Annotated in this window: 18 protein-coding genes; 13 read left to right on the top strand and 5 right to left on the bottom strand. The window is 57.3% G+C overall.

The genetic code is table 11. The features are described from left to right. The first annotated feature begins 163 nt into the window (after positions 1-163). The 7 genes from mntR (at position 164) to iroN (ending at position 9,694) form a co-directional block, all read left to right on the top strand. On the top strand, positions 164-637 hold the full coding sequence (mntR, locus tag IM313_RS13445) for a manganese-binding transcriptional regulator MntR (RefSeq protein WP_028012450.1): 474 nt from the start codon (positions 164-166) through the stop codon (positions 635-637). After that, complete coding sequence (locus IM313_RS13440; RefSeq protein ID WP_049136963.1) at positions 634-1,743, top strand: anion transporter; 1,110 nt, start codon at positions 634-636, stop codon at positions 1,741-1,743. Before mntR ends, IM313_RS13440 begins: the two co-directional genes overlap by 4 nt. Before the next feature lie 101 nt (positions 1,744-1,844). Continuing rightward, positions 1,845-2,939: an HlyD family secretion protein gene (locus IM313_RS13435; protein WP_028012452.1), complete on the top strand. Its 1,095-nt coding sequence runs from the start codon at positions 1,845-1,847 to the stop codon at positions 2,937-2,939. Further along, entirely contained in the window at positions 2,936-4,507 is a 1,572-nt protein-coding gene (locus IM313_RS13430) for a DHA2 family efflux MFS transporter permease subunit (RefSeq protein ID WP_028012453.1), read from the top strand. The genes IM313_RS13435 and IM313_RS13430 overlap by 4 nt, the downstream gene beginning before the upstream one ends. Then, on the top strand, positions 4,507-6,030 hold the full coding sequence (locus IM313_RS13425) for an efflux transporter outer membrane subunit (RefSeq protein WP_028012454.1): 1,524 nt from the start codon (positions 4,507-4,509) through the stop codon (positions 6,028-6,030). Before IM313_RS13430 ends, IM313_RS13425 begins: the two co-directional genes overlap by 1 nt. Before the next feature lie 102 nt (positions 6,031-6,132). Further along, entirely contained in the window at positions 6,133-7,173 is a 1,041-nt protein-coding gene (locus tag IM313_RS13420) for an aldo/keto reductase (protein ID WP_192972093.1), read from the top strand. Positions 7,174-7,519: 346 nt separating this feature from the next. Continuing rightward, positions 7,520-9,694 (top strand): siderophore salmochelin receptor IroN, encoded by a 2,175-nt coding sequence (gene iroN / locus IM313_RS13415; RefSeq protein ID WP_192972092.1) that lies wholly within the window; start codon positions 7,520-7,522, stop codon positions 9,692-9,694. Between the two features lie 44 nt (positions 9,695-9,738). Here iroN and IM313_RS13410 read toward each other — a convergent pair whose 3' ends face one another. The 4 genes from IM313_RS13410 to iroB form a co-directional block, all read right to left on the bottom strand. Continuing rightward, entirely contained in the window at positions 9,739-10,695 is a 957-nt protein-coding gene (locus tag IM313_RS13410) for an alpha/beta hydrolase (RefSeq protein ID WP_028012457.1), read from the bottom strand. Positions 10,696-10,778: 83 nt separating this feature from the next. Then, complete coding sequence (locus IM313_RS13405; RefSeq protein ID WP_192972091.1) at positions 10,779-12,008, bottom strand: esterase family protein; 1,230 nt, start codon at positions 12,006-12,008, stop codon at positions 10,779-10,781. 101 nt (positions 12,009-12,109) lie between these two features. Further along, positions 12,110-15,769 carry a salmochelin/enterobactin export ABC transporter IroC gene (iroC, locus tag IM313_RS13400; protein ID WP_192972090.1) on the bottom strand — a complete coding sequence of 1,220 codons (3,660 nt, stop codon included), beginning with the start codon at positions 15,767-15,769 and terminating at the stop codon, positions 12,110-12,112. 141 nt (positions 15,770-15,910) lie between these two features. After that, positions 15,911-17,026, bottom strand: a complete 1,116-nt coding sequence (gene iroB / locus IM313_RS13395; RefSeq protein WP_017384908.1) for a salmochelin biosynthesis C-glycosyltransferase IroB — start codon at positions 17,024-17,026, stop codon at positions 15,911-15,913. Positions 17,027-17,696: 670 nt separating this feature from the next. On the opposite strand from iroB, the gene IM313_RS13390 reads away from it, so the two are divergent. The 6 genes from IM313_RS13390 (at position 17,697) to IM313_RS13365 (ending at position 25,862) form a co-directional block, all read left to right on the top strand. Beyond that, on the top strand, positions 17,697-18,884 hold the full coding sequence (locus IM313_RS13390) for an efflux RND transporter periplasmic adaptor subunit (protein WP_023303343.1): 1,188 nt from the start codon (positions 17,697-17,699) through the stop codon (positions 18,882-18,884). Continuing rightward, on the top strand, positions 18,881-20,821 hold the full coding sequence (locus IM313_RS13385) for a MacB family efflux pump subunit (RefSeq protein WP_192972089.1): 1,941 nt from the start codon (positions 18,881-18,883) through the stop codon (positions 20,819-20,821). Before IM313_RS13390 ends, IM313_RS13385 begins: the two co-directional genes overlap by 4 nt. A 3-nt stretch (positions 20,822-20,824) precedes the next feature. Beyond that, positions 20,825-22,195 carry an efflux transporter outer membrane subunit gene (locus tag IM313_RS13380; protein ID WP_192972088.1) on the top strand — a complete coding sequence of 457 codons (1,371 nt, stop codon included), beginning with the start codon at positions 20,825-20,827 and terminating at the stop codon, positions 22,193-22,195. A gap of 184 nt (positions 22,196-22,379) precedes the next feature. Beyond that, the gene (locus tag IM313_RS13375) at positions 22,380-23,756 is read left to right on the top strand and encodes a glycoside hydrolase family 1 protein (RefSeq protein WP_192972087.1); all 1,377 of its coding nucleotides are present in this window, start codon (positions 22,380-22,382) and stop codon (positions 23,754-23,756) included. Positions 23,757-23,807: 51 nt separating this feature from the next. Next, complete coding sequence (locus IM313_RS13370; protein WP_048999183.1) at positions 23,808-25,130, top strand: PTS sugar transporter subunit IIC; 1,323 nt, start codon at positions 23,808-23,810, stop codon at positions 25,128-25,130. 15 nt (positions 25,131-25,145) lie between these two features. Continuing rightward, positions 25,146-25,862: a GntR family transcriptional regulator gene (locus tag IM313_RS13365; RefSeq protein WP_025912880.1), complete on the top strand. Its 717-nt coding sequence runs from the start codon at positions 25,146-25,148 to the stop codon at positions 25,860-25,862. A 41-nt stretch (positions 25,863-25,903) separates the two neighbouring features. Here IM313_RS13365 and ldtB read toward each other — a convergent pair whose 3' ends face one another. After that, positions 25,904-26,824, bottom strand: coding sequence for a L,D-transpeptidase (gene ldtB / locus IM313_RS13360; RefSeq protein ID WP_008501186.1), 921 nt, complete (start codon positions 26,822-26,824; stop codon positions 25,904-25,906). Between the last annotated feature and the right edge of the window lie 114 nt (positions 26,825-26,938).

The raw sequence follows: 26,938 nt of genomic DNA, 5'->3' as shown, positions 1-26,938 counted from the left end.
CCCTTCGATCCGTGAAGGGTGACTGCATTACATACAGATATAGCACAGGCTATATTGTATAGCTATGGCTATTTCGTTAATTTTTTGTGCTTGTGGAGGGATGGTTTACAATGTGCGCTCTCGATACCGGGCGCTGGAAGCGTCACCCCAATGAGGAAGTACAATGAACCGTCGCGCAGGTAAGCCAGCCATTAAAAAAACGACGCAACTGGTGAATGTTGAAGAACATGTCGAAGGTTTTCGCCAGGTCCGTGAAGCGCACCGGCGTGAACTGATTGATGATTATGTTGAACTGATTTCCGATCTGATCCGCGAGGTTGGGGAAGCGCGTCAGGTCGATATGGCCGCCAGGCTCGGGGTTTCGCAGCCGACGGTCGCTAAAATGTTAAAACGTCTGGCCTCGGTAGGCCTGATCGAAATGATCCCCTGGCGCGGCGTGTTTCTGACGCCGGAAGGGGAGAAGCTTGCGCAGGAGAGCCGCGAGCGCCATCAGCTTGTCGAGAACTTTTTGCTGGTGCTGGGCGTCAGCCCGGAAATTGCCCGTCGGGATGCGGAAGGAATGGAGCACCACGTTAGCGAAGAGACGCTGGTAAAGTTTCGCGAATTTACCCTTAAATATGGTCCCTCCGCTGAATGAAAATCCCTGGACTGCAGGCCCTCTCACGCGATCGTTTCTTCCATCTCTTATTAATCATTGGCGCCGGGTTAAGCCTGTTTGTGCCGTTTGCGCCACAGGCCTGGTCTGCGGCGATTGACTGGCGCACCATCATCACCCTGAGCGGGTTAATGATGCTGACCAAAGGGGTCGAGCTGAGCGGCTATTTTGACGTCCTGGGGCGTAAAATGGTGCGCCGTTTTGCCACCGAGCGCAGGCTGGCCCTGTTTATGGTCTTCTCCGCCGCGGTGCTGTCGACGTTTCTGACCAATGATGTGGCGCTGTTTATCATCGTGCCCCTCACGCTCACCCTGCGTAAGCTTTGCGAGATCCCGGTCAGCAGACTGATCATCTTTGAAGCGCTCGCCGTTAACGCCGGTTCTCTGTTGACGCCCATCGGCAACCCGCAAAATATTCTTCTCTGGGGACGTTCCGGTCTGTCATTCGCCGCCTTTACCTGGCAGATGGCGCCTCTGGCGCTGGTGATGATGCTGTCGCTGCTGGCGGTTTGCTGGTTCGCGTTTCCGGATAAAAAGCTGCAATACCATAGCGGGACCACGGGCCCGCAGTGGCAGCCGCGGCTGGTGTGGAGCTGCCTCGGATTATATATCGTCTTTCTGTTCGCCCTGGAGCTGAAGTATGAGCTGGCGGGCGTCCTGCTCGTCGCCGCGGGCTTTGTCGTGCTGGCGCGGCGCGTGCTGGTCAGCGTGGACTGGACGCTGCTGCTGGTCTTTATGGCGATGTTCATCGACGTGCATCTGCTTATTCAGCTTCCGGTGCTGCAAAACGTTCTGCACAGCGTCAGCACGCTGTCGCAGCCGGGGCTGTGGCTGACGGCGATTGGCCTGTCGCAGTTTATCAGCAACGTGCCTGCCACCATTCTGCTGCTTAACTACGTTCCGCCGGACACACTGCTGGCCTGGGCGGTGAACATCGGTGGGTTTGGGCTGCTGCCCGGCTCCCTGGCAAACCTGATCGCCCTGCGCATGGCCAACGACCGTCGCATCTGGTGGCGCTTCCACCTTTGGTCGATCCCGATGCTGCTCTGGGCTGCGGCGATCGGTTTCGGACTATTCCTTCTCATATAGTGCGCAATTTGTCAGTTTTTCCTGGCAAATGTATAGCAACGTCCTAGCTTTAGTGAACGGCATAGTGTGATGCCGCTCACTGACAGGACCGTTGCTGAATTATGGCAGAAGAACAAAATCCACCTGCTGACGAGCAGGATAAAAACAATAACGAGCGTAAACGCCCGGGCAAAAAACCGTTAATTATCCTTGGCATCGTGGTCATCGTGATGGTGATCGTGGCGCTGGTCTGGTGGTTTTTAACCCGCAACGAAGAGACGACCGACGACGCCTTTACCGACGGCGACGTGGTGACGATTGCCCCTAAAACGGCGGGCTACGTTACCGAGCTTCGCGTACGGGATAACCAGCGCGTGAAGAAAGGGGACGTGCTGGTGGTGATCGATCCGCGTGATACCACCGCCCAGCGCGATCAGGCTCAGGCTCAGCTTGGGCTGGCTATCGCGCAGCTGCATCAGGCCCAGGCGCAGCTGGCGCTCTCAAAAGTGCAGTATCCCGCCCAGCGTGACGAAGCCAAAGCGCAGGTGCTGAAAGCGCAGGCCGATCTGGCGAACGCGCAGGCGGAATACCGCCGCCAGCGCGGCGTCGACCCGCGCGCGACCACCCAGCAAAGTATTGATTCTGCTAACGCTCAGCTGCGCAGCGCCCAGGCTGGCCTTGCCAGCGCACAGGCGCAGCTGGAAGTGGCGGAGCAGGTACAGCTGCAAATCCGCCAACAGGAGACCAACGTCGAAGCCCGCGAGCGTCAGGTCGATCAGGCCAAAGCGCAGCTGGAAACCGCGAACCTGAACCTCTCTTACACCGAAGTCCGCGCCCCGTTCGACGGCTTTGTCACCAAACGCAACGTGCAGCCCGGCACGCTGGTTCAGGCGGGCACCGCGCTGTTCTCGCTGGTCTCCCCGAACGTGTGGGTGGTGGCGAACTTTAAAGAGTCCCAGCTTGAGCGCATGAAGCCCGGCGATAAGGTTAGCGTCTCCGTGGATGCCTGGCCGGATATGGAGCTTGAAGGCCATATCGACAGCATCCAGCAGGGCAGCGGCTCGCGCTTCTCCGCCTTCCCGTCGGAAAACGCCACCGGTAACTTCGTGAAGATTGTTCAGCGCGTGCCGGTAAAAATCGTCATTGATAAAGGTCTGGATCCGAACAAGCCGCTGCCGCTGGGGCTGTCGGTTGAACCGAAGGTCACCGTGGAATGACGGATCATAGCCACGATAACTGGAAGCCCGCCAGTAACCCGTGGGCGGTGGCGATTGTCGTCACCCTGGCGGTGTTCATGGAAATTCTGGACACCACCATCGTCAACGTCGCGCTGCCGCACGTGGCGGGGTCGCTCTCGGCCAGCTACGACGAATCCACCTGGGTACTGACAAGCTACCTGGTGGCGAACGGCATCGTGCTGCCCATCTCGGCGTTCCTGAGCCGGCTGTTTGGCCGCAAGCAGTTCTTCCTCATTTGCATCGTGATGTTCACCATCTGCTCGTTTCTGTGCGGCATCGCCACCGAGCTGTGGCAAATCATCCTGTTCCGCGTGATGCAGGGCTTCTTTGGCGGCGGGTTGCAGCCCACCCAGCAGTCGGTGCTGCTTGACTACTTCAAGCCGGAGGACAGGGGCAAAGCGTTTGGGCTTTCCTCCATTGCGATTATCGTCGCGCCGGTGCTCGGCCCGACGCTGGGGGGCTGGATCACCGACAACTACTCCTGGCGCTGGGTGTTCTTTATCAACATCCCGGTGGGGATTGTGACGGTACTGGCGATCTACCAGCTGCTGGAAGATCCGCCGTGGGAGAGCAAATCAAAAGAGAAGCTGACCATCGACTGGACGGGGATCGGCCTGATCGCCCTCGGCCTTGGCTGTTTGCAGGTGATGCTCGACCGGGGCGAGGATGACGACTGGTTCTACTCGAACTTTATCCGCACCTTCGCGGTGCTGACGCTGGTCGGCATTATCGGCGCAATCTACTGGCTGATGTATGCCAAAAAGCCGGTGGTGGATCTGCACTGCATGAAGGACCGCAACTTCGCGATCTCCAGCCTGCTGATGGCTGGGATGGCGATGATCCTCTACGGCAGCTCGGTGGTGATCCCGCAGCTGGCGCAGCAGGATCTGGGCTATACCGCCACCTGGTCCGGGCTGGTGCTCTCGCCCGGCGCGGTGCTGATCGTGCTGACCATCCCGCTGGTGCTGAAGCTGATGCCGGTGGTGCAGACGCGCTGGATCATCGCCTTTGGCTTTACCTGCCTGGCGGTGTCGTTCTTCTGGTCGCGCACGCTGACGCCGGATATTGACTTCGAAACCCTGGTGCTGTTCCGCAGCGCCCAGTCGATTGGTCTGGGGTTCCTGTTTGTGCCGCTCACCACCATCGCCTTCATCTCGATACCGAGACGGCTCAACGCCGATGCGGCGGCGCTGTTTACCATGTTCCGCAACGTGGCGGGGTCCATCGGGATTTCACTCTCGACGGCGGCCATCACCGAGCGCGCGCAGGCGCACAGCGCGCACCTTGCCTACCACGCCTCGCCGTTTAACGAGCAGTTCCAGCTGGCGATTCGCGAAAGCGCCCAGGCGATCCAGAACTTCACCACCCAGGTGGGCGATCCGACCGGGATTGCCACCGGGCGGATGTACCAGACGATGATCGAGCAGTCCCGCTTCCTGGCCTACATCGACGTCTTCACCATTCTGAGCGCCGTGGCCTTGCTATTGATTCCGTTTTGTTTGTTGCTCTCGCCGGTTAAGAGCGAGGGGAGTGCAGGAGCACACTGATGATACACAGACGTTTACACCCCCTGATGATAATGATGCTGCTGGTGGGCTGCGCCGTCGGGCCGGACTACCAGCAGCCTGCGCCACCCGCCGTTACGCACTGGAACGATAAGGGCGACAGCGCGGTAAAATCGCAAACCACCTCCGCCGCGACCAATCCGCGCTGGTGGAAAACCTTCGGCTCGCCGCAGCTCGACAGTCTGGTTGAACGCGCCATCGCCGGAAACCTGACGTTGCAGCAAACGGTACTGCGCATTGCCGGGGCGCGTGAACAGATTAACCAGGCGGGCGGGGCATTTTTCCCGTCGGTGAACGGCAATCTGCAGGCGACGCGCCAGCAGCTCGGGCTGGAAGGGGAGCTAAAATCCCACGGCGTGTACGACCAGCTGGATAATGTCGACCCTGAACTCAGAGGCGCTCTGGGGCCGCTGACGCAGCCGATTAACCTTTATCAGGGCAGCTTCGACGCCCAGTGGGAAATCGACCTCTGGGGCAAGGTGCGCCGTCAGGTGGAAGCCGCCGAGGCGCAGCAGAAGGCCGCCATCGAACAGCGTAACGATGCGCTGGTGTCGCTGGAAGCGGAAGTGGCGCGCGCGTGGCTCCAGCTGCGCGGGGCGCAGAGCATTATCGCTACCCTGAATACTCAGATTAAAAGCGCGCAGCAGACGCTGGACCTGACCGAAAGCCGCCAGCGCGGCGGGCTGTCGCCGCAGATGGACGTGGAAAACGCCCGGGCGCAGCTGGGCAATCTTGAAGCCCAGCTGCCGCAGTATCAGGCCCAGGAACGCCAGGCGATGAACGGGCTGGCTATTCTGCTCGGCAAGCCTCCGGGGGCGCTGGATAGCGAGCTGCAATCCGCGCAGCCAATGCCCGCGCTGCCGGATATCGTGCAGACCGGCATTCCGTCGACGCTGGCGCGCCGCCGTCCGGACGTGCGCGAAGCGGAGGCCAACCTTCATGCCGCCACGGCGCAAATCGGCGTGTCGGTGGCCGAGCTGTTCCCGAGCTTTACCCTCTCCGGACAGTTTGGCCTGCGCAACAGCGAATCCGGCTGGCTGACCGACTGGAGCAGCCACTTCTACAGCTTCGGCCCGCAGGTTTCCATACCGATTTTCCAGGGCGGTCGGCTGGTCTCCAGCGTCAAGGTGGCGCGCGCGCAGCAGGGAGCCGCGGTGCTGGACTATCGGCAGACGGTGCTGACCGCGCTCGGCGATGTCGAAAACGCGCTGGTGAGCTATCGCACCGACCAGCAGCGTGAAGCGGGCCTCGCGAAAACCATCGACGCCCTGCAAAACGCCTTTGATTTAGCCAGCGACAGCTACCGCCAGGGGATCGCCAGCTTTATCGACGTGCTGGACGCCCAGCGGCAGCTGGCGCAGGCCGAGCAGCAGCGCGCGCAGGCGCAGGTGCAAAGCGCCCTCGATCTGGTGGCGCTCTACAAGGCGCTCGGCGGCGGCTGGGAGCCGTATCAGCAGGTGCAGCTGCCGGACTACAGCGTCTTTGGCGACGCCCCGCGCGGATAAATTCAGAGGATTGGGCAAGAAACGGACAGGAACGCCACATTCGCGATGGCTGATGGGCGGGTATAACTGACAGACACCCAAACGACATGCGAGGAATGACTTATGCATTATCAAAAACTGGGCAGCACCGGACTGTTCGTTTCTGAACTGTGCCTCGGCACCATGACCTTCGGCGGAGAAGGCGGCATGTGGGGCAAAATTGGTCAGCTTCAGCAAAGCGACGCCGAGCAGCTGGTGGGCCGCGCGCTGGACGCCGGGATCAATTTTATCGACACGGCAGATGTCTACTCGGAAGGGCGTTCAGAGGAGATCACCGGGCAGGCGCTGAAGAACCTGAAAATTCCGCGCGAAAACGTGGTCGTTGCCACCAAGGTGTTCGGTGAAACCGGCACAGCGGGGGTGAACTCGCGCGGTAGCTCGCGCTATCACATCATCAGCGGCGTGAAGGAGAGCCTGCGCCGCCTGCAGCTCGATCATATCGATCTCTATCAGCTGCACGGTTTCGACCCCGCGACCCCCATCGAGGAGACGCTTTACGCGCTGGATAATCTTGTGCAGCACGGTCACGTGCGCTATATCGGCGTCTCGAACTGGGCGGCATGGCAGATTGCCAAAGCGCTCGGCATCTCTGAGCGTCTGGGGCTGGCGCGTTTTGCCTCATTGCAGGCGTACTACACCATCGCCGGGCGTGACCTTGAGCGCGAACTGGTGCCGATGATGCAGAGCGAAGGCGTCGGGCTGATGGTCTGGAGCCCGCTGGCGGGCGGCCTGCTGAGTGGAAAATATGGTCGCGACGGGCAGAGCGAAGCCGGTAGCCGCCGTCTGGCGTTCGACTTCCCGCCGGTGGACAAAGAGCGCGCCTTTGACTGCGTGGACGTGATGCGCGTGATTGCCGAAAGTAAGGGCGCCTCCGTGGCGCAAATCGCGCTGGCGTGGCTGCTGCACCAGAAAGCGGTGACCAGCGTCATCATCGGGGCGAAACGGGTCGATCAGTTGGATGACAACATTGCCGCAACCGGCATTCAGCTGAGCGATGATGAGCTGAAACAGCTGGATGCGGTCAGCGCGCTGCCGCGCGAGTATCCTGGCTGGATGCTGGAGCGCCAGGGCGAGTACCGTCGCAATCAGTTAGCGCAACAATAACCTTTCTTTCCCCGGTGGCGCTTGCGCTTACCGGGGCTGCGTTCCCTTGTAATGACATATTAACGTTATGTCACTACACGAAATACCAATGGGCTGTTCTCTTCTTCCGCTGTTTCAGTATGCCAGCTTTACGAACGCACAGGGCGGTACCCGGGAAGAATCACTCCGGGCCAATGCGTGCGTTTCATTAATGCGCGCATCCGTGTATTAAGGATTGCCTTAATCCTCTCCAAATGATATTAATTATCATTCTTATTATAAAAATAATGGCAGTTTAAAATATCTGGCAAGGATGTGAGCTTAACGATCGATCACTTTTACGTTAGGCATGTATTAGGGAATGGGTATGAGAATTATCAAGATCTTCTGGCCGCTCACTGCGCTCCTGGCAGGGTTGAACAGTCAGGTATCACTGGCAAAATCCTCCGATGATAACGACGAGACCCTGGTGGTGGAAGCCACCGCTGAGCAGGTACTCAAACAGCAGCCGGGCGTGTCGATTATTACCAGCGAAGATATTAAAAAGAACCCTCCGGTCAACGATCTCTCCGATATTATTCGCAAAATGCCCGGTGTCAATCTGACCGGCAACAGCGCCTCGGGTACACGTGGTAATAACCGCCAGATCGACATTCGCGGCATGGGGCCGGAGAACACCTTAATTTTAATTGATGGTATACCGGTGACGTCGCGCAACGCCGTGCGTTATAGCTGGCGTGGAGAGCGTGATACCCGCGGCGACACCAACTGGGTGCCACCGGAACAGGTTGAGCGTATTGAAGTGATCCGCGGCCCTGCGGCGGCACGCTACGGTTCGGGCGCAGCGGGCGGGGTGGTGAACATCATTACCAAACGCCCTACCAACGACTGGCACGGTTCGCTGTCGTTATACACCAACCAGCCGGAAAGCAGCGACGAAGGCGCTACGCGTCGCGCCAACTTCAGCCTTAGCGGGCCGCTGGCTGGCGATGCGCTGGCCATGCGCCTGTACGGAAACCTGAATAAAACCGATGCCGACAGCTGGGATATTAACTCCTCGGCCGGTACGAAAAACGCGGCCGGGCATGAAGGGGTGCGCAACAAAGATATTAACGGCGTTGTCTCGTGGAAATTAAATCCGCAGCAAATTATCGATTTCGAAGCCGGATATAGCCGCCAGGGGAATATCTATGCAGGCGATACGCAAAACAGTTCTTCCAGTGCCGTCACTGAAAGCCTGGCGAAATCCGGCGAAGAGACGAACCGCCTGTACCGGCAGAATTATGGCATTACACATAATGGTATCTGGGACTGGGGTCAAAGCCGTTTTGGTGTCTATTACGAGAAAACCAATAACACCCGCATGAATGAAGGATTATCCGGCGGCGGTGAAGGGCGTATTTCGGCGGATGAAAAGTTCACGACCAATCGCCTGAGCTCCTGGCGAACCAGCGGCGAGCTTAATATTCCGCTGAATGCGCTGGTCGATCAAACGCTGACCGTGGGTGCGGAGTGGAGCCGAGATGAGCTCGACGATCCTTCCTCTACCAGCCTGACCGTGGATGACAGTGATATCGGCGGCATTTCTGGCTCGGCTGCGGATCGCAGCAGTAAAAACCATTCCCAAATCAGTGCGCTGTATATTGAAGATAATATTGAGCCGGTTCCCGGCACGAATATCATTCCCGGCCTGCGCTTTGATTATCTCAACGAGTCCGGCGGTAACTTCAGCCCCAGCCTGAACCTCTCGCAGGAATTGGGCGATTACTTCAAAGTCAAAGCGGGGATTGCCAGAACCTTTAAAGCACCAAACCTGTACCAATCCAGCGAAGGTTATCTGCTCTACTCGAAAGGCAACGGTTGTCCAAAAGATATTACATCGGGCGGCTGCTACCTGATCGGTAATAAAGATCTCGATCCGGAAATCAGCATCAATAAAGAAATTGGGCTGGAGTTCGCCTGGGAAGATTACCATGCCAGCGTGACCTACTTCCGCAATGACTACCAGAATAAGATCGTGGCCGGCGATAATGTTATCGGGCAAACCGCTTCCGGCGCATATATTCTCCAGTGGCAGAACGGCGGGAAAGCACTGGTGGACGGTATCGAAGCCAGCATGGCGTTCCCGCTGGTGAAAGATCGTCTGAACTGGAATACCAATGCCACCTGGATGATCACCTCGGAGCAAAAAGACACCGGTAACCCGCTGTCGATCATCCCGAAATACACCATTAATAACTCGCTTGACTGGACCATCACCCAGGCGTTCTCTGCCAGCGTCAACTGGACGTTATACGGCAGACAAAAACCGCGTACTCATTCGGAAACTCGTAGTGAAGATACTGGCGGTCTGTCAGGTAAAGAGCTGGGCGCTTATTCGCTGGTGGGGACGAACTTCAATTACGATATTAATAAAAATCTGCGTCTTAACATTGGTGTCAGCAATATCTTAGATAAACAGATCTACCGATCTTCCGAAGGGGCGAATACCTATAACGAGCCTGGCCGGGCTTATTATGCCGGTGTTACCGCGTCATTTTGATCGTAGTGTTACAGGTATACTGCCCGCATCAAGGCGGGCAGTGTTTAGCGGCTTAATGAATGACAGCCTGCTGTGTTACCTGCGTTTTCACCACTGATATCTAACAGCGCTCCGCGGAAGGAGGCGTTGAACATCGGCCCGTGTCCCTGGTTTGGGAAATCCCAAAAGGCGGCATTGACGCCTTTATCTTCCAGCGTGGCGAGGGTGGCATGAATTTTCGTCAGCACTCCGGCAGCATGCGTTTCCCGGTTATCGCCCGGTGTCGCCGAACCTTCCATTATCATCAGGCGCCTGGCGCAGTGTTGCGACGGCTCAACCGCCGTGATGCGGCTCAGTAGCGCATCATGGCCTCTGCCCAACGACGGGCTGGCGCTGTAATACGTCCGGAAATAAGGGGAAGACAGCCATGCATCCAGCACGAACAGGCCGCCGTAGGAGTGCCCCCACAGGCCGCGACGCTGCCGATCGATATTCAATCCCTGTTCCACCTTTGGCGCTATACGCGTTTCCAGTAACTGGCGGAAGTCGTTGCTACCCCCACTCTTACGGTTAAAACGCCCGTTGCGGGTATCCGTTTTGCCGCTTTCTTCTGCTGGCGTATAGTCGTAGGCCCTGCCGTTGAGATCGAAGGGGAGGTTGGTCTGATACCCGACAGCCACAATCACCGGCGGTGATTTTTCTGCCAGCTGTTTGAGCAGGTCGTCGTTCAGGCGGTCCATAACTGCGTTGCCGTCGAGCATATATAAAATCGGGTAGCCCGACGCCGGTGCGGCTTTATTTGGCACGGCCGTCCATACCCGATAATGGCGGCTGCCATCGGCGGAGTCGAACGAGTTGACGCTGAAATGGTAAAACGCAGAGCCTTTATCGGCGATATTCGGCCCCAGTGGCTGCATATCCGGCTTTGCGAAAGCGTGCGCATTCCAGATAAGGGTGAGACCAGAAAGAAGAGTGACAAGCGCCTTGCGTGAGCGTGTTGGGCGATACTTGCGGGCATACATCTGATGTTTATTCCTTTTCCGCAGGTGACATTTTCTTTATTCAGGAAGCCTGTACAGTTGCCTGAAAGTGTTCGCGGGTCAAGTCAACCCTGGAGTAAACCAAGCCCGTCAATCAGTGCGCCGCGCCACCATGCGTAATCGTGACCTCCGGTATACATTGCGCAATGGCTGTCGACGCCAGCGGTAAGCAACTGCTGATGCAGCCGCTGAACGTGGGGTACCGTCGAACCTTCCAGCGATCCCACGCACAGGCGGATGCGCACGCCCTGCGGCGGGGTAGAAAGCAGATGTTCGCTCACCCATGACGAATCGGTTTCGCTGAACACGTTTGGCCGGCTGGCACCCTCTGGCGTCCACCACATCGAAGGGGAGTGGCTGAGCGCCAGCCCGAACGTTTCCGGTGCGTAACGAGCGGCCATGAGCGCGCTGACCCCGCCGAGGCTCTGTCCGGCCAGCACGGTGCGCGAACGGTCTGCCCACCGCCGCTGTGGGTGTTCGGCGCGGATCGTCGGCAACAACTGGCCGGCGATATCCTTTATCAGCTCGCTGCGCCCGCCGAGTATCGCAGTTCGCTCGTGTTCATCGATATTGTCGATGCCAAGTACAGCCACAGGCACGATGCGTCCGTTGTTTATGGCGGCGTCAATTGCCGCGCATACGCCAAGGTGATCGAACCAGGTTTCACCATCGGGCAGTACCACCAGGCCGAGGGGCTGCGAAACATCAACGTCCGGCAGATAGAGCCGAACCCGGCGCGATTCCCCGGCGAGAGTGCGCGCCGAGGTAAGCAATTGCCCGCTGGGTGACCCGCCGCGCCATTCGGACTGGGCGGGGGCTTTATCAAGCGCCAGCACCGACTCCTGTGTGCTTCCCCGAACGTTGATCCCCGGCGTTTTGTTTAGCGGATCGGCGTGCCCGACGAGGGTAGCAAAGCGGCCTCCGGACTGTGCAATCGTCTCGGCCGGGGTGCCGGGGGGGATTTCCACCAGCGAATAGGAGCCGCAGTAGCTTGCGGGTAAACGCAGTGTCAGAGTCCAGATATCCGTCGCGGGAAGGGCGGTCATCATCCCTTTCGCCACGTGCTCTTTATCCGTCACCCGATTCAGACGCAGATAAACGCCCTGTAGAGGGTGCCTGGCGCGCCATAGAAATGTCACATCACGCTCGTCTTTCGCTCCGTCGACTGGCGTCACCAGCGGTACATTTAGCGACTCAGCGTCTCGCCAGAAGTCAGAAAGGTTAGCAATGTGGCCTGCTGCCAGCTGGCTGCGCAGCCTGGCGATAGCAGAGGGATGTTGTTGCATGTTCAGCATTCACTCTCTTTGAATATGAAGGGTGTCAGTATAAATAGCTAAAGCGGCTATTCCGGGAACAGCCGCTTTAGCGCGTGTTTTGTAATGTCTTACGTGCGCAATTACTCTTCCACGATTTCCCCCGTGATGTCGTGCTGGCGATGGGGAACAGAGCTGCCGACGCTGTCATGCCACAAGCGGGTGTAGAGGCCGCCGGCCGCTAACAGCTGTTCGTGGGTGCCGTATTCCGCAAGCTGCCCCTTATCGATAACGGCAATCAGATCGCAGCGCTGCGCGGTGGTCAGACGGTGCGCCACAATCAGCGCCAGGTGCTTCCCGGTGTGCGCGACGTCTGTTAACGATGACATCAATCGCTCTTCGGATGTGCGATCCAGGCGTGACGTGGCTTCATCGAGCAGCAGGATGTGAGCATTCGCCAGTTGTGCGCGGGCCAGCGCAATCAGCTGGCGCTGACCTGCGGACAGATCGGCACCGCCGTTATTCACCGGTGTCCGGAATCCCTGCGGCAGATTGCGCACCGTCTCATACAGCCCTGCCTGTTGAGAGGCAATCTCAACGTCGTCATTGGTACTGGATGGCCGTGAATAACGAATGTTTTCCGCGATATCACCACTAAACAACGCCACATCCTGATCGACCAGCCCAATCTGGCGACGGTAATCGGAAAGCGAGGCATCATCAATTATCCGATCGCCAATGCTGATCCTGCCGTGGGTGGGGGAATACAATCCGGCGATCAGCTTAATCAGCGTTGACTTACCCGCACCGCTGCGACCAACGACCGCGACGACCCTTCCCTCAGGGATTGTCAGGGTAAGTTTGTTCAGCGCGGGTTCAGGGCTGTCGGGATAACTGAACGTGACCTCATCAAGATGCAGCGCGCCGGTGGCGGGCGGTGCGGAAGAGGGCTCGATGTTCTCTGTGCCTTCGGTCGCCAGCAGTTCATTGATATGTTTGCCGCTGGCCGTCGCCTGCTGCCAGGCGTCGACAATTCCTGATAACTGCTGCACTGGCCCATAGAATTGCCCCAGCAGCAGGAAGAAAGCCGCCAGCACCCCGGCGGTCATTTCGCCTTCGGCGACCCGCGATGCACCCACCAGAAGAACGGCGGCATAGGAGGCCTCGGTGCAGAAGGTCAGGAACGGGAAATAGACGGCAAGGTATTTTTGCGCACGTACGCGGGTCGCACGGAACCGATCCGATAACGCGCGCAGCCGGGCGGCTTCCTGTTCCTGCTGGCCATGCGATTGCACAACGCGCAAGCCGGAGACTTTCTCCTGCAGGGTGCTGTTGACTTTGCCTATTTCCAGCCGCGCCTGCGCATAAGCAGGGGAGCTGAGGCGGCGATAAATCCAGGTTGCCAGTGCGACCACTGGCACCGCGCTTAATGCCGTCAGCGCCAGGAGCGGGTCGAGCCAGAACATGGCGGCGGCGATGGCGAACATTGTCACCAGGCTGGTGGCTGCACCGGCAAGGCCGTTTTGCAGAAAGCGGGCGAGAGAGTCCACATCTACGGTCATGCGGGTCAGACGCGAATCGACATGCTTTTCATGCCAGGGGAGACCAAGACGCAGCATATGGCCGAAGCTGCGCAAGCGCACCGTATGCTGGACTGACTCTGCCGCTCTGGCGGCGAAGACTGTCTGTAGTGAATAACAGCACCAGCTCACGGCCACCAGGCACAGGGCGAATAGGGCACAGAGGCCGATAGTCGAGATATCGCCTGTGGCAACGCCGGAGTCAATGCCGCGCTGCAGCAGTATAAGTACCCCGACGCCTGCCGCCGAATCGAGGGCGATCAGCAGGGCGGCGATGACGAACATCCACGCCACGGGCTTCAGCAGCGACGTGACTTTGCGGCCTTTACCGGCCAGCGCCTGCTGTACTGCATTTTCCGGCACGCGCGTCATACGGGCGACAAAGCCTTTATCCCCCGTCTGCGCCGCATCGTCTTGTGCCGCTGGTACGGTCGGCCACAATCCGTTAGGCCCACTGTGGGAAGGCGTGAGGAAATCGCCGTCGCCGGTCATCAGCACGCGGAACGCCGGACAGCGCGCTTCAAGTTCTGCCTGGGTTCCGGTGTCCACCACCCGGCCCTTATCCAGCACCACAATCCGGCTGGCTAACTGAAGCGTCGAACGGCGTCGGGCAATCACCAGCAGCATATGCTTTTCGTCAGCATAGCGACTCAGCGCGGTGTTGATCTCCGCTTCAGTACCGGCATCGACCGCCGAGGTGGTGTCATCGAGGATCAACACTTCCGGCGCGGTAATGAGCGCCCGTGCCAGCGCGATTCGCTGCCTCTGTCCGCCGGAAAGATTCGTACCGCGTTCGGTTAATTGGGTATCGAAACCTTTCGGCAGGGCGTTGATAAAATCGCTGGCTCCTGCTGCCCTCGCCGCGAGGCGAATGTCGTCCGCCGTTGCCTGAGGGTGCCCGTAGGCGATATTTTCCGCCACCGAACCGGCAAACAGAAAAGCATCCTCAAACACAACGCCTACCCGACGACGAAGCGCCTCCAGCCTGAGATCGCGGAGGTTCTGTCGGCCTGCGCTGGTGTTGAGCCATATCTCTCCGGCGCTGGGATCGTAAAAACGCGCCAGCAGCATCAGCAGCGTGGATTTCCCGGAACCCGATGCGCCCACTACCGCCACCGTTTCACCGGCGTGCAGGGAAAAGGAGACATCGCTGAGGATGCGTCTGCCGCCACGGTACTCGAAGCTCATATTCTCCAGTTGCAGCCCGATAACCTGACCGTTAACCGCCTCCGTCCCGTCTTCCATCTGCGAACGGGTGTCGATCAGAGCAAACACGCGCTCCACGGACGCCTGGGTGCGCTGGGCGATAACCAGAAACGATGCCAGTACACGGGTTGGCCCGGTCAGCATCGCGAGGAAGCTGGCAAACGCCACGAAGGTGCCGAGATCGATGCGACCGTGCATAACCGACCAGCCGCCGTAGCACAGCAGGACGATTTGCCCGAGCACCGGTAGCGCCAGCATGGTGGCACCTGGCATCGCCTGCGAGATGGCCGCGCCGATGCGTACCCGCACCATCTGCCGCGACTGGCGATCCAGCCAGCGCGTTTCACGCAGCTCCGCCACGCAGGATTTTACCACTGAGATCTGCGCCAGCACCTCGCGCATATGTTCGGTGAGATTTGCCAGTCGGTCCGAGGCCAGCCCGGTTTGCGCGAAGACCCGGCGACGCGCGCGCAGCGCAGTGATAGCCAGGCATGCCAGTACGCACACGACGATGAGCGTCATGGCGGGTGACATCCACAGCATCACGGCAATGCCGGCAATGTAATAAGTGAACACCGCCAGCGGCACCGGGCACATCTGTAGCAGGGTATGCACCTGCTGCAGATCGCTGTTGGTCCGTGAAATCACCTGCCCGGTGCGCAGTGCGTCCTGGCCTGCGCCGTCAAGTTTTTGAATACTGTCGAATGCCCGTCCTCGCAGGGTGTGCTGCACCCAGAGCGAGAGCTCCCCGGCATAACCGCGGCGCACGTAGTTACCGATGAAATCAAAAAAGGCAATCAGCAATAGCCCGCAGGCCAGCCACGGCAGACGAGTCGGATTGCCCGCCAGCGCGTCGTTCACCGCTTGCCTTGTCAGCAACGGCGTCAGCGCGGCCAGCAGAATGGTCGAGACCGACGCTACCACTACGATGATGCTAAGTTTCTTACGTTCCCAGCACACGCGTGCCAGGCGAACTATCCAGGACCGCGCAGGAGTGGGAGAGTGAGTCGCAGGCATTAAGCCTCCTCCGTCTGTAAAAAATAGGATCCAAGTCGGATCGCTGTGCAAAAAAAAGCGCCAGCCCGATCCGGTCCCGCATTGTTACGGGCGTATCTCCTGGATGTGTGCTGGCGTATGATCGTCATGACGGCGTAGTGGCTACCCTTTCTGTACCCTCGCGATCAGGCTTTTCGCCACCTCGCTCGGACAGGGTTGCGCTGCCATTTCCGCCGCTACCTCTTCAGAGGCGTCGCGAAGCGCGCGATTGTCGAGGAAAGCATTGATCATGCTGCTCGACAGGCCGTCGTCGCCGGGGATGATCCCGCAGCCGCGTTCGACAACAGCGCGGGCATTTACCGGGCGATCGGCACCCTGGCCGAAGACGATCTGTGGAATACCGGCGTGCAGCGCCGTCAGGGTATTGCCCGCGCCACCATGATGAATGAAGCCATCTGCGCCGTTCAGGAAGGCTCCCATGGGTATCCAGTCGACCAGGCGAACATTTGAGGGCAGTGAGCGCAGATCCGACCGCGCATTGGCCGAAAGATGCAGGATGATCTCGGCATCGACTTCACTGGCGGAATCCATCACCCAGGCGATCAGGTCAAGGCCGTCGACCATCGGTTTGACGGTACCGAGACTCACCAGCAGACGTTTACGGTCGGGCGTCCTCTCCCACCACGGTTCCCACACCGCGCCGCCGTTGTACGGGACGTACTGCATGGGAATAATGGGTTCTCCGTCGTTTTCAAGAATGCTCATGCTCGGTGGTGTTACGTCGATCCAGGCCATATCGCGCGGTGCGGCCCCAACGCCGTGGCGATGATAGGCGTCCGCGAGCGAACGCGTTACGCCTTTGATATGCCAGGGCGTATGGCCGAAGCCGACGGTTTGCATTACGACCGGTATATCGTATTTGGCGGCAATCAGAGGCCCGATGACCCCGAGCGGCGGGTAGATGATGAGATCGGGCCGCCAGTGTCCGGCAAACTCCACCAGGTGGTCGGCCATCTCTTCGCTGAAGAATGAGAAGTTGCCCATTTTTGTGCCGATGTTGCTTTCTTTTCGCTGTGCCTCGCGGCGGCGATAGTCAGCTTCAGAATCAAAACCGGGTGCGGCGTCAAATACCACCAGCCCTGCTTCTGCCGCTTTTTGGGCGAATTTTCCTCCGCTGGCGATCAGCACTTCATGGCCGTTAACGCGAAACGCCTGTGCCAGAGACAGCACAGGATACAGCAGCCCATAGAGAGGCGGGCCTACAAACAAAATACGCATGAGAAAATCCCTCTCCGCTTGACGAACTAAATCAGGAAGTCGACGCAGTCATATGCCAGCAGCAGGACGTTAATTTTCGTTAAGCCTGCTTTGACAGACGCTGCGTCCTTTTTGAGTTTCATCAGCCTTACGAACGGTCCTGTCGCTGACTATTCCGTGACGTAGGCTGGTGAATCGGGAATTCCTTGTCCCGGCTTCCATTAACGCTTACGCGCCGTTGTCCTTTTGAACAGCCCAGGCGGCGTCGTGCTGCCACGCCGCGGTGTTCAGATGCATTTGTTGAGTGTGAGACCGTTCAACAAACCTGGAGAGGCTTGTTTCCTGAGACCTCTGTATACCTTGCCAGATAAACCATCAGTGCAAATGCTAATGATAATAATTACTATTATCATATGTGAGTTGCAACTATAATTAAGCACTTAATGCACAATGAATCGATTATGGGAAAAATCGCAGGTGGGGCTCAGCAAAAGGGGACTCTGTGGATTTAGGCACAAAATCCCACGCTTGCGGCGGTTTACAGGCGGACCTGGTGATTCTGTGTAATTGATGGCGGGGGTCTACGATGACGCTACTTCACCAAATAGCGCGGGTTTACCTCCCGTAAATACTGGCGATGTTACTATGATGCCTGATTCACTGCTGTTTATCGTTATGGAAAACCTGCGTAATGTTAACAAAATTCCCTCCCCGACGCGTAATGACCTGTGCTGCGGCTCTGCTAATTATTTTTAGCATCGCCTTGTTCTTCTTCCTGAGAAGCCCCGAGGTTCCTGAGTATGTTACCGCTCCAGTACGCATCGGCGATATTGAAAACGCCGTACTTGCTACCGGTCGAATTGATGCGATTGAGCGGGTCAACGTTGGGGCACAGGTTTCTGGCCAGGTTAAGTCGCTGAAGGTGAAGTTAGGCGATCGTGTCACTAAAGGGCAGCTCATCGCTGAAATTGATGACGTGCCGCAGCGGAATGATTTACGCAACGCAGAAGCTGCTCTCAACGTGGTAAAAGCGGACCTTCAGGCTAAGCAGGCGCAGTTGAAGCAAGCCTCATTGCGTTTTAAGCGCCAGCGCCAGATGTTAAATGAGGATGCCAGCTCGAGAGAAGATTTCGAAACGGCTGAAACCACGCTGGCCAGTACCCGCGCTGAGCTATCGGCACTGAACGCCAAACTCGTCCAGGCGCAAATTGATGTCGACAAGAAAAAGGTCGATTTGGGTTATACAAAAGTTGTTGCTCCCATGGACGGCATTGTTATTGCCGTTGTCACCCAACAGGGCCAAACGGTTAACTCCAGCCAAAGTGCGCCGACCATTATCAAACTCGCACGTCTGGACGTGATGACAATTAAAGCCCAGATCTCTGAGGCGGATATCACGCGAATTTCACCGGGACAGAAAGCCAGATTCACCATTTTCTCTGAGCCGGATAAGCATTATGACGCCACGTTACGTACCGTTGAACTGGCACCTGAGTCGGTTATGAAAGATGATAGCCTTGCCAGCAGTAGCTCAGCCTCAGGGTCAGGCACGTCAAATGCTTCGGTGTACTACAACGCGCTGCTGGATGTCCCCAATCCAGAAAATCGGCTGCGAATTGCCATGACAGCACAGGTGACCTTGCTGGCTGGAGAAGCTAAAAATACGTTACTGGTGCCGATTCAGGCTGTGCACAAGGTGAGTGGCAACAAACAGCAGGTGCAGATATTGACCAGTGATAACCGGCTGGAAACCCGTGAGGTCAAAACCGGCATTACTAACAGTGTGGATATCCAGATCCTGGACGGTGTAAAAGTCGGGGAACATGTTGTGTTATCGCAGCCGGGTGAAAAAGCGCCCGGGGAAGGGTTTGTATCTTGAGTAATATCATAGAACTCAAGGGCATCAGCCGCACTTACAGGAACGGTGGACAGGATCTCACCGTGCTTAAAGGGATTGATTTGACTATCGCTGCTGGGGAGATGGTCGCGATCATCGGCGCCTCCGGTTCCGGTAAGTCAACCCTGATGAATATTATGGGCTGTCTCGATGTCCCTGATTGTGGCGATTACTTTATCAGCGGTCAAAATGCCGCCCAGCTTTCACCTGACGATCTGGCAAGGATCCGCCGTGAGCACATCGGTTTTATCTTCCAGCGTTATCATTTAATGCCCGACCTGAGCGCGTTAAGTAACGTTGAAATTCCGGCGATTTATGCCAACAGTGAGCGCGAAAAGCGCCGTCTGCGCGCGGCGACATTGCTTGGAAGACTCGGGCTGGAAGGTCGTGAACATCATAAGCCGGGAGAGCTTTCAGGCGGCCAGCAGCAGCGTGTGAGTATTGCCCGCTCGCTGATTAACGGCGGTGAAATCATTCTGGCGGATGAACCCACCGGCGCGCTGGATACGCAGTCCGGTCAGGAGGTACTGTCAATACTCAGTGAACTGAATCAGCGTGGCCATACCGTGGTTATGGTGACACATGATATGAAGGTAGCGCAGCATGCTAACCGTATTATTGAGCTGCGTGACGGTGAAATTATTTCTGATACCGGCAGTCGTGTTACCTCCGGGGTTGCCCTTAAACGACCTGACAGCGTTCAGCAAAGCTGGTGGCAAAGTATTGTTGACCGTACCCGTGAATCCCTGCACATGGCGTTAAAAGCGATGAATGCGCATCGCCTGCGCACGACGTTAACCATGACGGGCATTATTTTTGGTATCGCCGCGGTTGTTACGGTGGTGGCACTGGGAGAAGGCGCGAAACAGCGAACCCTTGATAATATCAAGGAGCTTGGAACCAACGTGGTGAGCATCTACCCGGGAAGGGATTTCTTTGACGACAGCACTGAAGCCATTCGTACACTGGTCCCGGCAGACGCCGAAGCATTAGCAAAGCAGGGGTTTGTTGACAGCGTCAGCCCCGAAGTTAACGCTTCCGACAACATTCGCTTTCTGGGTAAATCCGCTACCGCCACGATCAATGGCGTTGGGCGCGATCATTTTCGCGTAAACGGTATTGAACTGTTGCAGGGATCAACTTTCCAGGACGATCGAAATGCCTCGCAGGAAGTCATCATTGATGAAAACGCCCGCAAGGCGTTATTTGACGATGCGGGACTCAAGGCACTTGGGCAAATCGTTTTTCTGGGTTCCGTGCCTGCACGGGTTGTCGGCATCGCCAAAGGGAACAGCCGAAGCTATGCGCCTAATCGCATTAACGTCTGGATGCCTTACAGCACGGTGATGTATCGAATGACAGGAAAACCGGTGTTGACCAGCATCAGCGTAAGGCTTAAGGATGATGTTGCCAACGAGGCAGCGGTCAGCGCTATTTCTCAGCTTCTCACTCAACGCCACGGCGTGAAAGACTTCCAGCTTTATAATTTCGAGCAGATTCGACAATCAATCGAACGGACCTCAATGACCTTTAGCATCCTGATTCTGATGGTGGCCTGCATCTCGCTGATGATCGGCAGCATTGGGGTGATGAATATCATGCTGGTGTCGGTCACGGAACGGACCCATGAGATTGGCGTACGAATGGCGGTCGGTGCGCGTCAGGGCGATATCATGCAGCAGTTTATGATTGAGGCTGTGCTGGTATGTCTAATAGGCGGAGTGTTAGGTATTGCACTGTCGTATGCCGCCGGAGGGCTGTTCACCGCGCTGGCAGGGGGCATTTTCACCGCCATTTATTCGTGGCAGGCCGCTGCTGCCGCATTCTTCTGCTCAACTTTAATCGGCATGATCTTTGGTTATCTCCCTGCCCGCAAGGCAGCAAGGATGGATCCGGTCGTTTCACTGGCCAGCGAGTAACCCATGAAAATATTATCCCCTTTAACGGTATGCCTTGCTGTCCTGCTTAGTGCTGGCTGCGCCGACTCTCTGAAAAGCGACTATCAGCCTCCTGAGGTGAAATACCCTGCCAACTGGTATCAGGCGGATGCTGCGGAGGAGAGGATGCCGTTCGACTGGCAGGCCTTTAACGATCCAGACCTCGACGGCTGGCTGCGGCAGGTGATGGTGCGCAATAACGATGTCGCTGGAGCAGTATTGCGTGTTTATCGCGCCCGCCTGGAAGAAGAGCGGATTGGCATCACAAACGATCCGGGACTAAAAGGTTCGCTCGCGCTTGACGGTAAAAAACAGCTGAACAGCTCAGCCAACTGGAGCAGGGGCAGCGTTGCCAGTATTAATACCAGCTATGAGCTGGATCTGTGGGGCAAAATAGCGCGGCAGCGCGATGCGAAGGCGTGGGCACGTTTTGCCTCGGAAGAGGATCTGCGTTCTGCACGCCTGACGCTGCTTTCAAATGCCAGTAATAATTACTGGCGCTTAGGCTTTATTAACCAGCAGCTGTCTGTCCTGCAACAAAGCATCAACTATGCAAAAGAGACGCTGCGCCTGGCTAACGCGCGTTATGCCGCGGGCGGTGCCTCCTCTCTGGATGTTGTGGATGCTCAGCAGGGCGTGCTTTCGCAGGAAAACAGGCTGGCGGCGTTGAAGAATGAACGTTTACAGGCGCTCAATCAGCAAGCCGTTTTGCTTGGAACCGCGCCGGGCAGCGCGATAGTCGAACCGAAAGCGTTACCAATGGGACCACTGCCGCAGGTCAGTGGAAAGATCCCGGTCAACGTGCTGCGGCATCGACCCGATATCAGCGCTAAAGAGTGGCGGGTACGGGAAGCATTGGCCACCGTTGATGTACAGCGTACTGCATTTTATCCAGCGTTTAGTCTGACCGGCTCGCTTGGCACCAGCAGCAGCAGCCTTATGGCCTTCCTGGAAAATCCTGTAGGCTCTGTTGGAGCAAACCTGACCCTGCCGTTCCTGGAATGGAGAGAAAGGGGCATGGACGTGAAGATTGCCCGCAACGACTACGAGCAACGGGTTCTGGAGTTTAAACAGGAACTTTACAAGGCGATGAGTAGCATAGAAGATGCGCTTGCTTTGCGTCATCAACTCCTGGAACAGGAGACGCTTCTACGTGAAGGCCTGGAACTGGCGAAAAAATCAGAGAGGCTAAACGAAGTTCGCTATCGCCAGGGCGCGGTGCGAATTTCTTTCTGGCTTGATGCTCAGGAGAAACGCCGTCAGGCTGAACTGGCACTGTATGAAAATCGCTTTAACCAGTTAAATAATCTGGCAAAAATCTATATGGAGTTCGGCGGTTCGGTATCTTTTCCCTGAATTGCGCAGACTCATTTACGTCTGGCAGCAATAGGACTTGCTGCCAGGGCGCAGTTCGCAAGACATCCCTCGTCATTATTCAAACCCATCTCACAAAAATCGTTCCTCCCCTTTGATCGAAATTTCATCTCCGACTATATGACTAGTCATATCATTTAAATGACTAGTCATATAGGAGGCAACCATGAATCAATCACTGCCAGCCAACTTCTTATGGGGCAACTCGGTGTCGAGCATGCAGACGGAAGGGGCCTGGAATGAGGGCGGAAAGGGGATGTCGGTGTACGACATTCGCGAAGCTGGAGAAAACATCTCCGACTGGAAAGTGGCCACCGACTCCTACCACCGCTACCGGGAAGATTTCGACCTGATGCAGGATCTGGGCATGAACTGCTACCGCTTCCAGATCTCCTGGAGCCGCGTCTGCCCGCAGGGCGACGGCGCGTTCAACGACGAGGGCATCGCCTTTTACGACCGCTTTATTGACGATCTCATCGCCCGCGGCATCGAGCCGATGGTCTGCCTCTACCACTTCGACATGCCGCTGGCGCTGGCGCAGGAGTACAACGGCTTCAACGATCGCCGCGTGGTGGAGGCTTTTATCCGCTACGGCAAAAAGATGATCGACTGCTTCGGCGACCGGGTAAAGTACTGGCTGACCTTTAACGAGCAGAACATCTTCCATATGCCGGAAGCGTTCCGCATTTCCGGCTATATGAAAGGCGAGAAAACCCTGCGCGAGCTGTATGAGCTTCAGCACCATGCGATGATGGCGCACATGTCGCTGACCGAATACCTGCACCAGACTAAGCCAGGCCAGCTAATGGGCGGCATGCTGGCGCACCAGCTGATCTATCCGGCCACCTGCAAGCCGCGCGATATCTTCTGCGCCCAGCAGTATGACGAATTCCTCAACCAGAACCTGCTGCGCGTCTTTGCAGGCCAGGGCTACAGCCCGGCGGTGATGGCGGTGGTAGAGCAGGAGGGCTTCGGTGATATCTATCGCGCCGACGATCTCGCTCTGTTTGCCCGCACGAAAAACGACTTTATGGCCTTCAGCTACTATGCCAGCAAAACGCTGGACAGCGATGCGATCCCGGAAGGCACGCCGGTCAACTATTACCTGCTGCACGGTGAGAAAAATAACCCCTACCTGAAAGCCACCGAGTGGAACTGGCAGATTGACCCGCTCGGTTTTCGCACCATCATCACGCGTTATGCCAACGACTGGCGCATGCCGGTCTTCCCGATTGAAAACGGTATTGGGGTGATTGAGTCCTGGGACGGGGTTAACCCGATTGAGGACACCTACCGCATCGACTACCACCGGGCGCATATCGAGGCCATGAAGGAAGCCATGTTCGAGGATGGCGCAGAGGTCATTGGCTATCTCGGCTGGGGGTTAATTGACATTCTCAGCTCTCAGGGTGACATGCGTAAGCGCTACGGCGTGGTCTACGTCAACCGCGAGAATCATGACCTGAAAGACCTTAAGCGCGTGCCGAAGAAGAGCTACGCGTGGTTAAAACAGGTTATCCATACCAACGGACGCGAGATGTAAGCCGTACGCTGCCGGGCCGTTTTTGTGACTGATTGATGGGAACACTCCGCTATGTCTGAAACAAAAATCACACCGCACATGCAGTCCTTTGTCGATAAATTTGTTGAGTTCTCGGCGCGCCTGGCAAACCAGGTGCACCTGCGATCCCTGCGCGACGCCTTCGCCACGGTGATGCCGATTTTCATCCTCGCCGGTCTGGCGGTGCTGGTGAACAACGTGGTGTTCCCGTGGATTTTTGAGGGCGACACGCTCACACAGTTTAAGGTGTGGGGCGAGGCGATTATTAACGGCACGCTGAACATCGCCGCGCTGCTGCTGGCGCCGATGATTGCCTGGTCGCTGGCGCGCAACAAAGATTTCGACAATCCGGTCTCGGCAGTGGTTATCGCCGTCAGCAGCTTTATCATCATGATGCCGATGCGCTTACAGGTTACGCCCGTTGGCAGCGACGCTGCGGTCAGCGTGACGCAGGTGCTGACGTTCGCCAATATCGGCTCCACCGGGATTTTCGCCGGGGTGCTGATTGGCCTGCTCTCCACCGAGCTGTTCATCGCCATTTCGCGGCTGAAGGCGCTGCACATTTCGCTGGGGGAAAACGTACCCCCGGCGGTGAGCAAATCCTTTACCGCGCTGATCCCAACCATTCTTACCTTGTCGGTGTTCGCCGTGCTGGCGGCGCTGCTGGCAAACGTGCTGCATACGGATCTGATCCATCTCATCACGACCTTTATCCAGCAGCCGCTGCGGCTGATCAACACCAGCCTGCCGGGGACGATTTTCATCTACAGCTTCGGCAACTTCCTGTTCACGCTCGGCATTCATCAGTCGGTGGTCAACAGCGTGGTGCTGGAGCCGTTTCTACTGATTAACACCAACGAGAACATGCTGGCCTTCGCCAACGGACAGCCCATCCCGCACATCATCAACAACATCTTTGTGCCGACGTTTGGCATGGTGGGCGGTACGGGCAGCACGATCTCGCTGCTGATCGCCATCTTTATCTTCTCGCGGCAACAATCGGCGAAGCAGGTGGCGCGTCTGTCGCTGGCACCGGGCCTGTTTAATATCAACGAGCCGGTGATTTTCGGCCTGCCGATCGTCTTTAACCTGCCGCTGATGATCCCGTTTGTGCTGCTGCCCGCCATCGGCATTTACTTCGCCTGGCTCTGCACCACGCTGGGGTTAATGTCCCGCTGCGTGGTGATGATCCCCTGGACCACGCCGCCGATCCTCAGCGCCTGGCTGGCGACGGCGGGGGACTGGCGCGCCGTGGTGGTCCAGTTGGCAATCATCGTATTTGGTGTATTCTTCTACCTGCCTTTCCTCAAAATTGCCGAGCGAGTGGCCTTGAAAAACAGCGGGATAGAAAACTAACAGAAAGGAAGGACGATGGCGGCGAAGTACATCACCATAGCGCGGGAAATTAAGAAACGCATTATCAGCCAGCAGTACGCCGCCAACGAACCCCTGCCGGATCAGTTTGCACTGGCGGCGGAGTTCAGTACCAGCCGGATGACTATTCAGCAGGCGATGCGCCAGCTGATCGTCGAAGGGCTGGTCTACACCCGCCAGGGGCAGGGGACGTTCATCCGCAAAAACTTCCTCCAGCTCTCGCAGTGGGATCTCTCCGGCAGCGACTACTTTGGCGCGACCAAAACCTGGGCGCATCTGGGTACGGTCACGAGCCAGGTGGTGCATTTCGAACTGCGCTTCCCGAACGAAAAAGAGCAGGCGTCGCTGATGATTAACGCCGATGCGCCGATCTACGACTTCATTCGCCTGCGTTTACTGAACGGCGAACCGATGTCGCTGGATTCCACGGTGATGCCGATGAATCTGGTGCCGGGCCTGACGAAAAACCACCTTGAAGGGTCAGTGTTTCAGTACGTTCAGGAAACCCTGGGGCTGAAAATTATGGGGTCATACCGGGTCGTGCGGGCGCTAAAGCCCAGCGCGCTGGACAGAGAGCATCTGGTCTGTGAGGAAACCGATCCGGTGCTGGAGGTGGAGCAGGTCATTTATCTGGAAGATGGCACGCCGCTGGAGTATGCCCACTGCCACTATCGCTACGACCACGGCGGGATTGTGATAGTGAATAACGGATAAAAAAAAGCGGGCCTCGAGGCCCGCTTTTTTGATGCGCGTAATTAGTTCAGACGCACCGGCATACCGGAACGGTTCTGAATCGCCTGGTCGACGATGGTGGTTTCCACGTCTGGCTGAGAGGTCACTGACTGCACCGCGCTGTTCAGCGTAATCGGCACGATCTCGTTGTTGTTGATCTGGTCTTCGCTGGTGGAGAGCGGGTTGTGCACTTCGATGTAGCGGCTGCCGTCTGGCTCAGACGTCGCTTTCACCGGTTCGTTGATGAACTGCACGCGCGTACCGACCGGCACGTTTTCGAACAGGAACTTGATGTCGTCGTTACGCAGGCGCACGCAGCCGTGGCTCACGCGCAGGCCGATACCGAAGTTGGCGTTGGTGCCGTGGATGGCGTACAGACGACCAATGTACAGCGCGTACAGGCCCATCGGGTTATCCGGGCCGGCTGGCACAACGGCGGGCAGCGGCTCGCCCGCAGCGATGTATTCCGCGTGCATTTTTGCCGTCGGCGTCCAGGTTGGGCCTGCTTTCTTACGCTCTACTTTGGTGGTCCAGTTCAGCGGGGTGTCTTTACCCAACTGGCCGATACCGATTGGCAGCACGATAACGGTGTTGGTGCCTTTCGGGTAGTAATACAGACGCATTTCGGCGCTGTTAATCACGATGCCTTCATGAACGGTATCCGGCAGGATCAGCTGCTGAGGAATATTCAGCACGGTACCTGCTTTTGGCAGATACGGGTCAACGCCCGGGTTCGCTTCCAGCATGTTGGACAGGCCCAGCTGGTACTGCGCGGCGAAATACTCCAGCGGCTGAGAGTTACCCTCAGGCACCGTCACCACCTGGTTTTGACCCACCAGACGGCTTCCGTCTGTCGGCAGGGGATACGTCACCGCAGACGCGGTCTTACAAAAACCTACTACGGCTAACGCCGCCGCAAAAAGCGTTGTTAATTTCATGTTCATGTTGTGCGAGGTATCTAAGCCATTCAGGCGATGAGTTGATAAGTCTGAATCTGTGATGGGAGCGCATTATATGTGCATTCCCGCTAACAGGGAATTCAGATGTGTACGAAATCA

This window comes from Enterobacter cloacae complex sp. P2B (genome assembly GCF_014895985.1).
GTDB lineage: Bacteria > Pseudomonadota > Gammaproteobacteria > Enterobacterales > Enterobacteriaceae > Enterobacter > Enterobacter bugandensis.
Note: the sequence above shows the minus strand (reverse complement) of the source record. Positions and strands in the feature narration are given on the sequence as shown.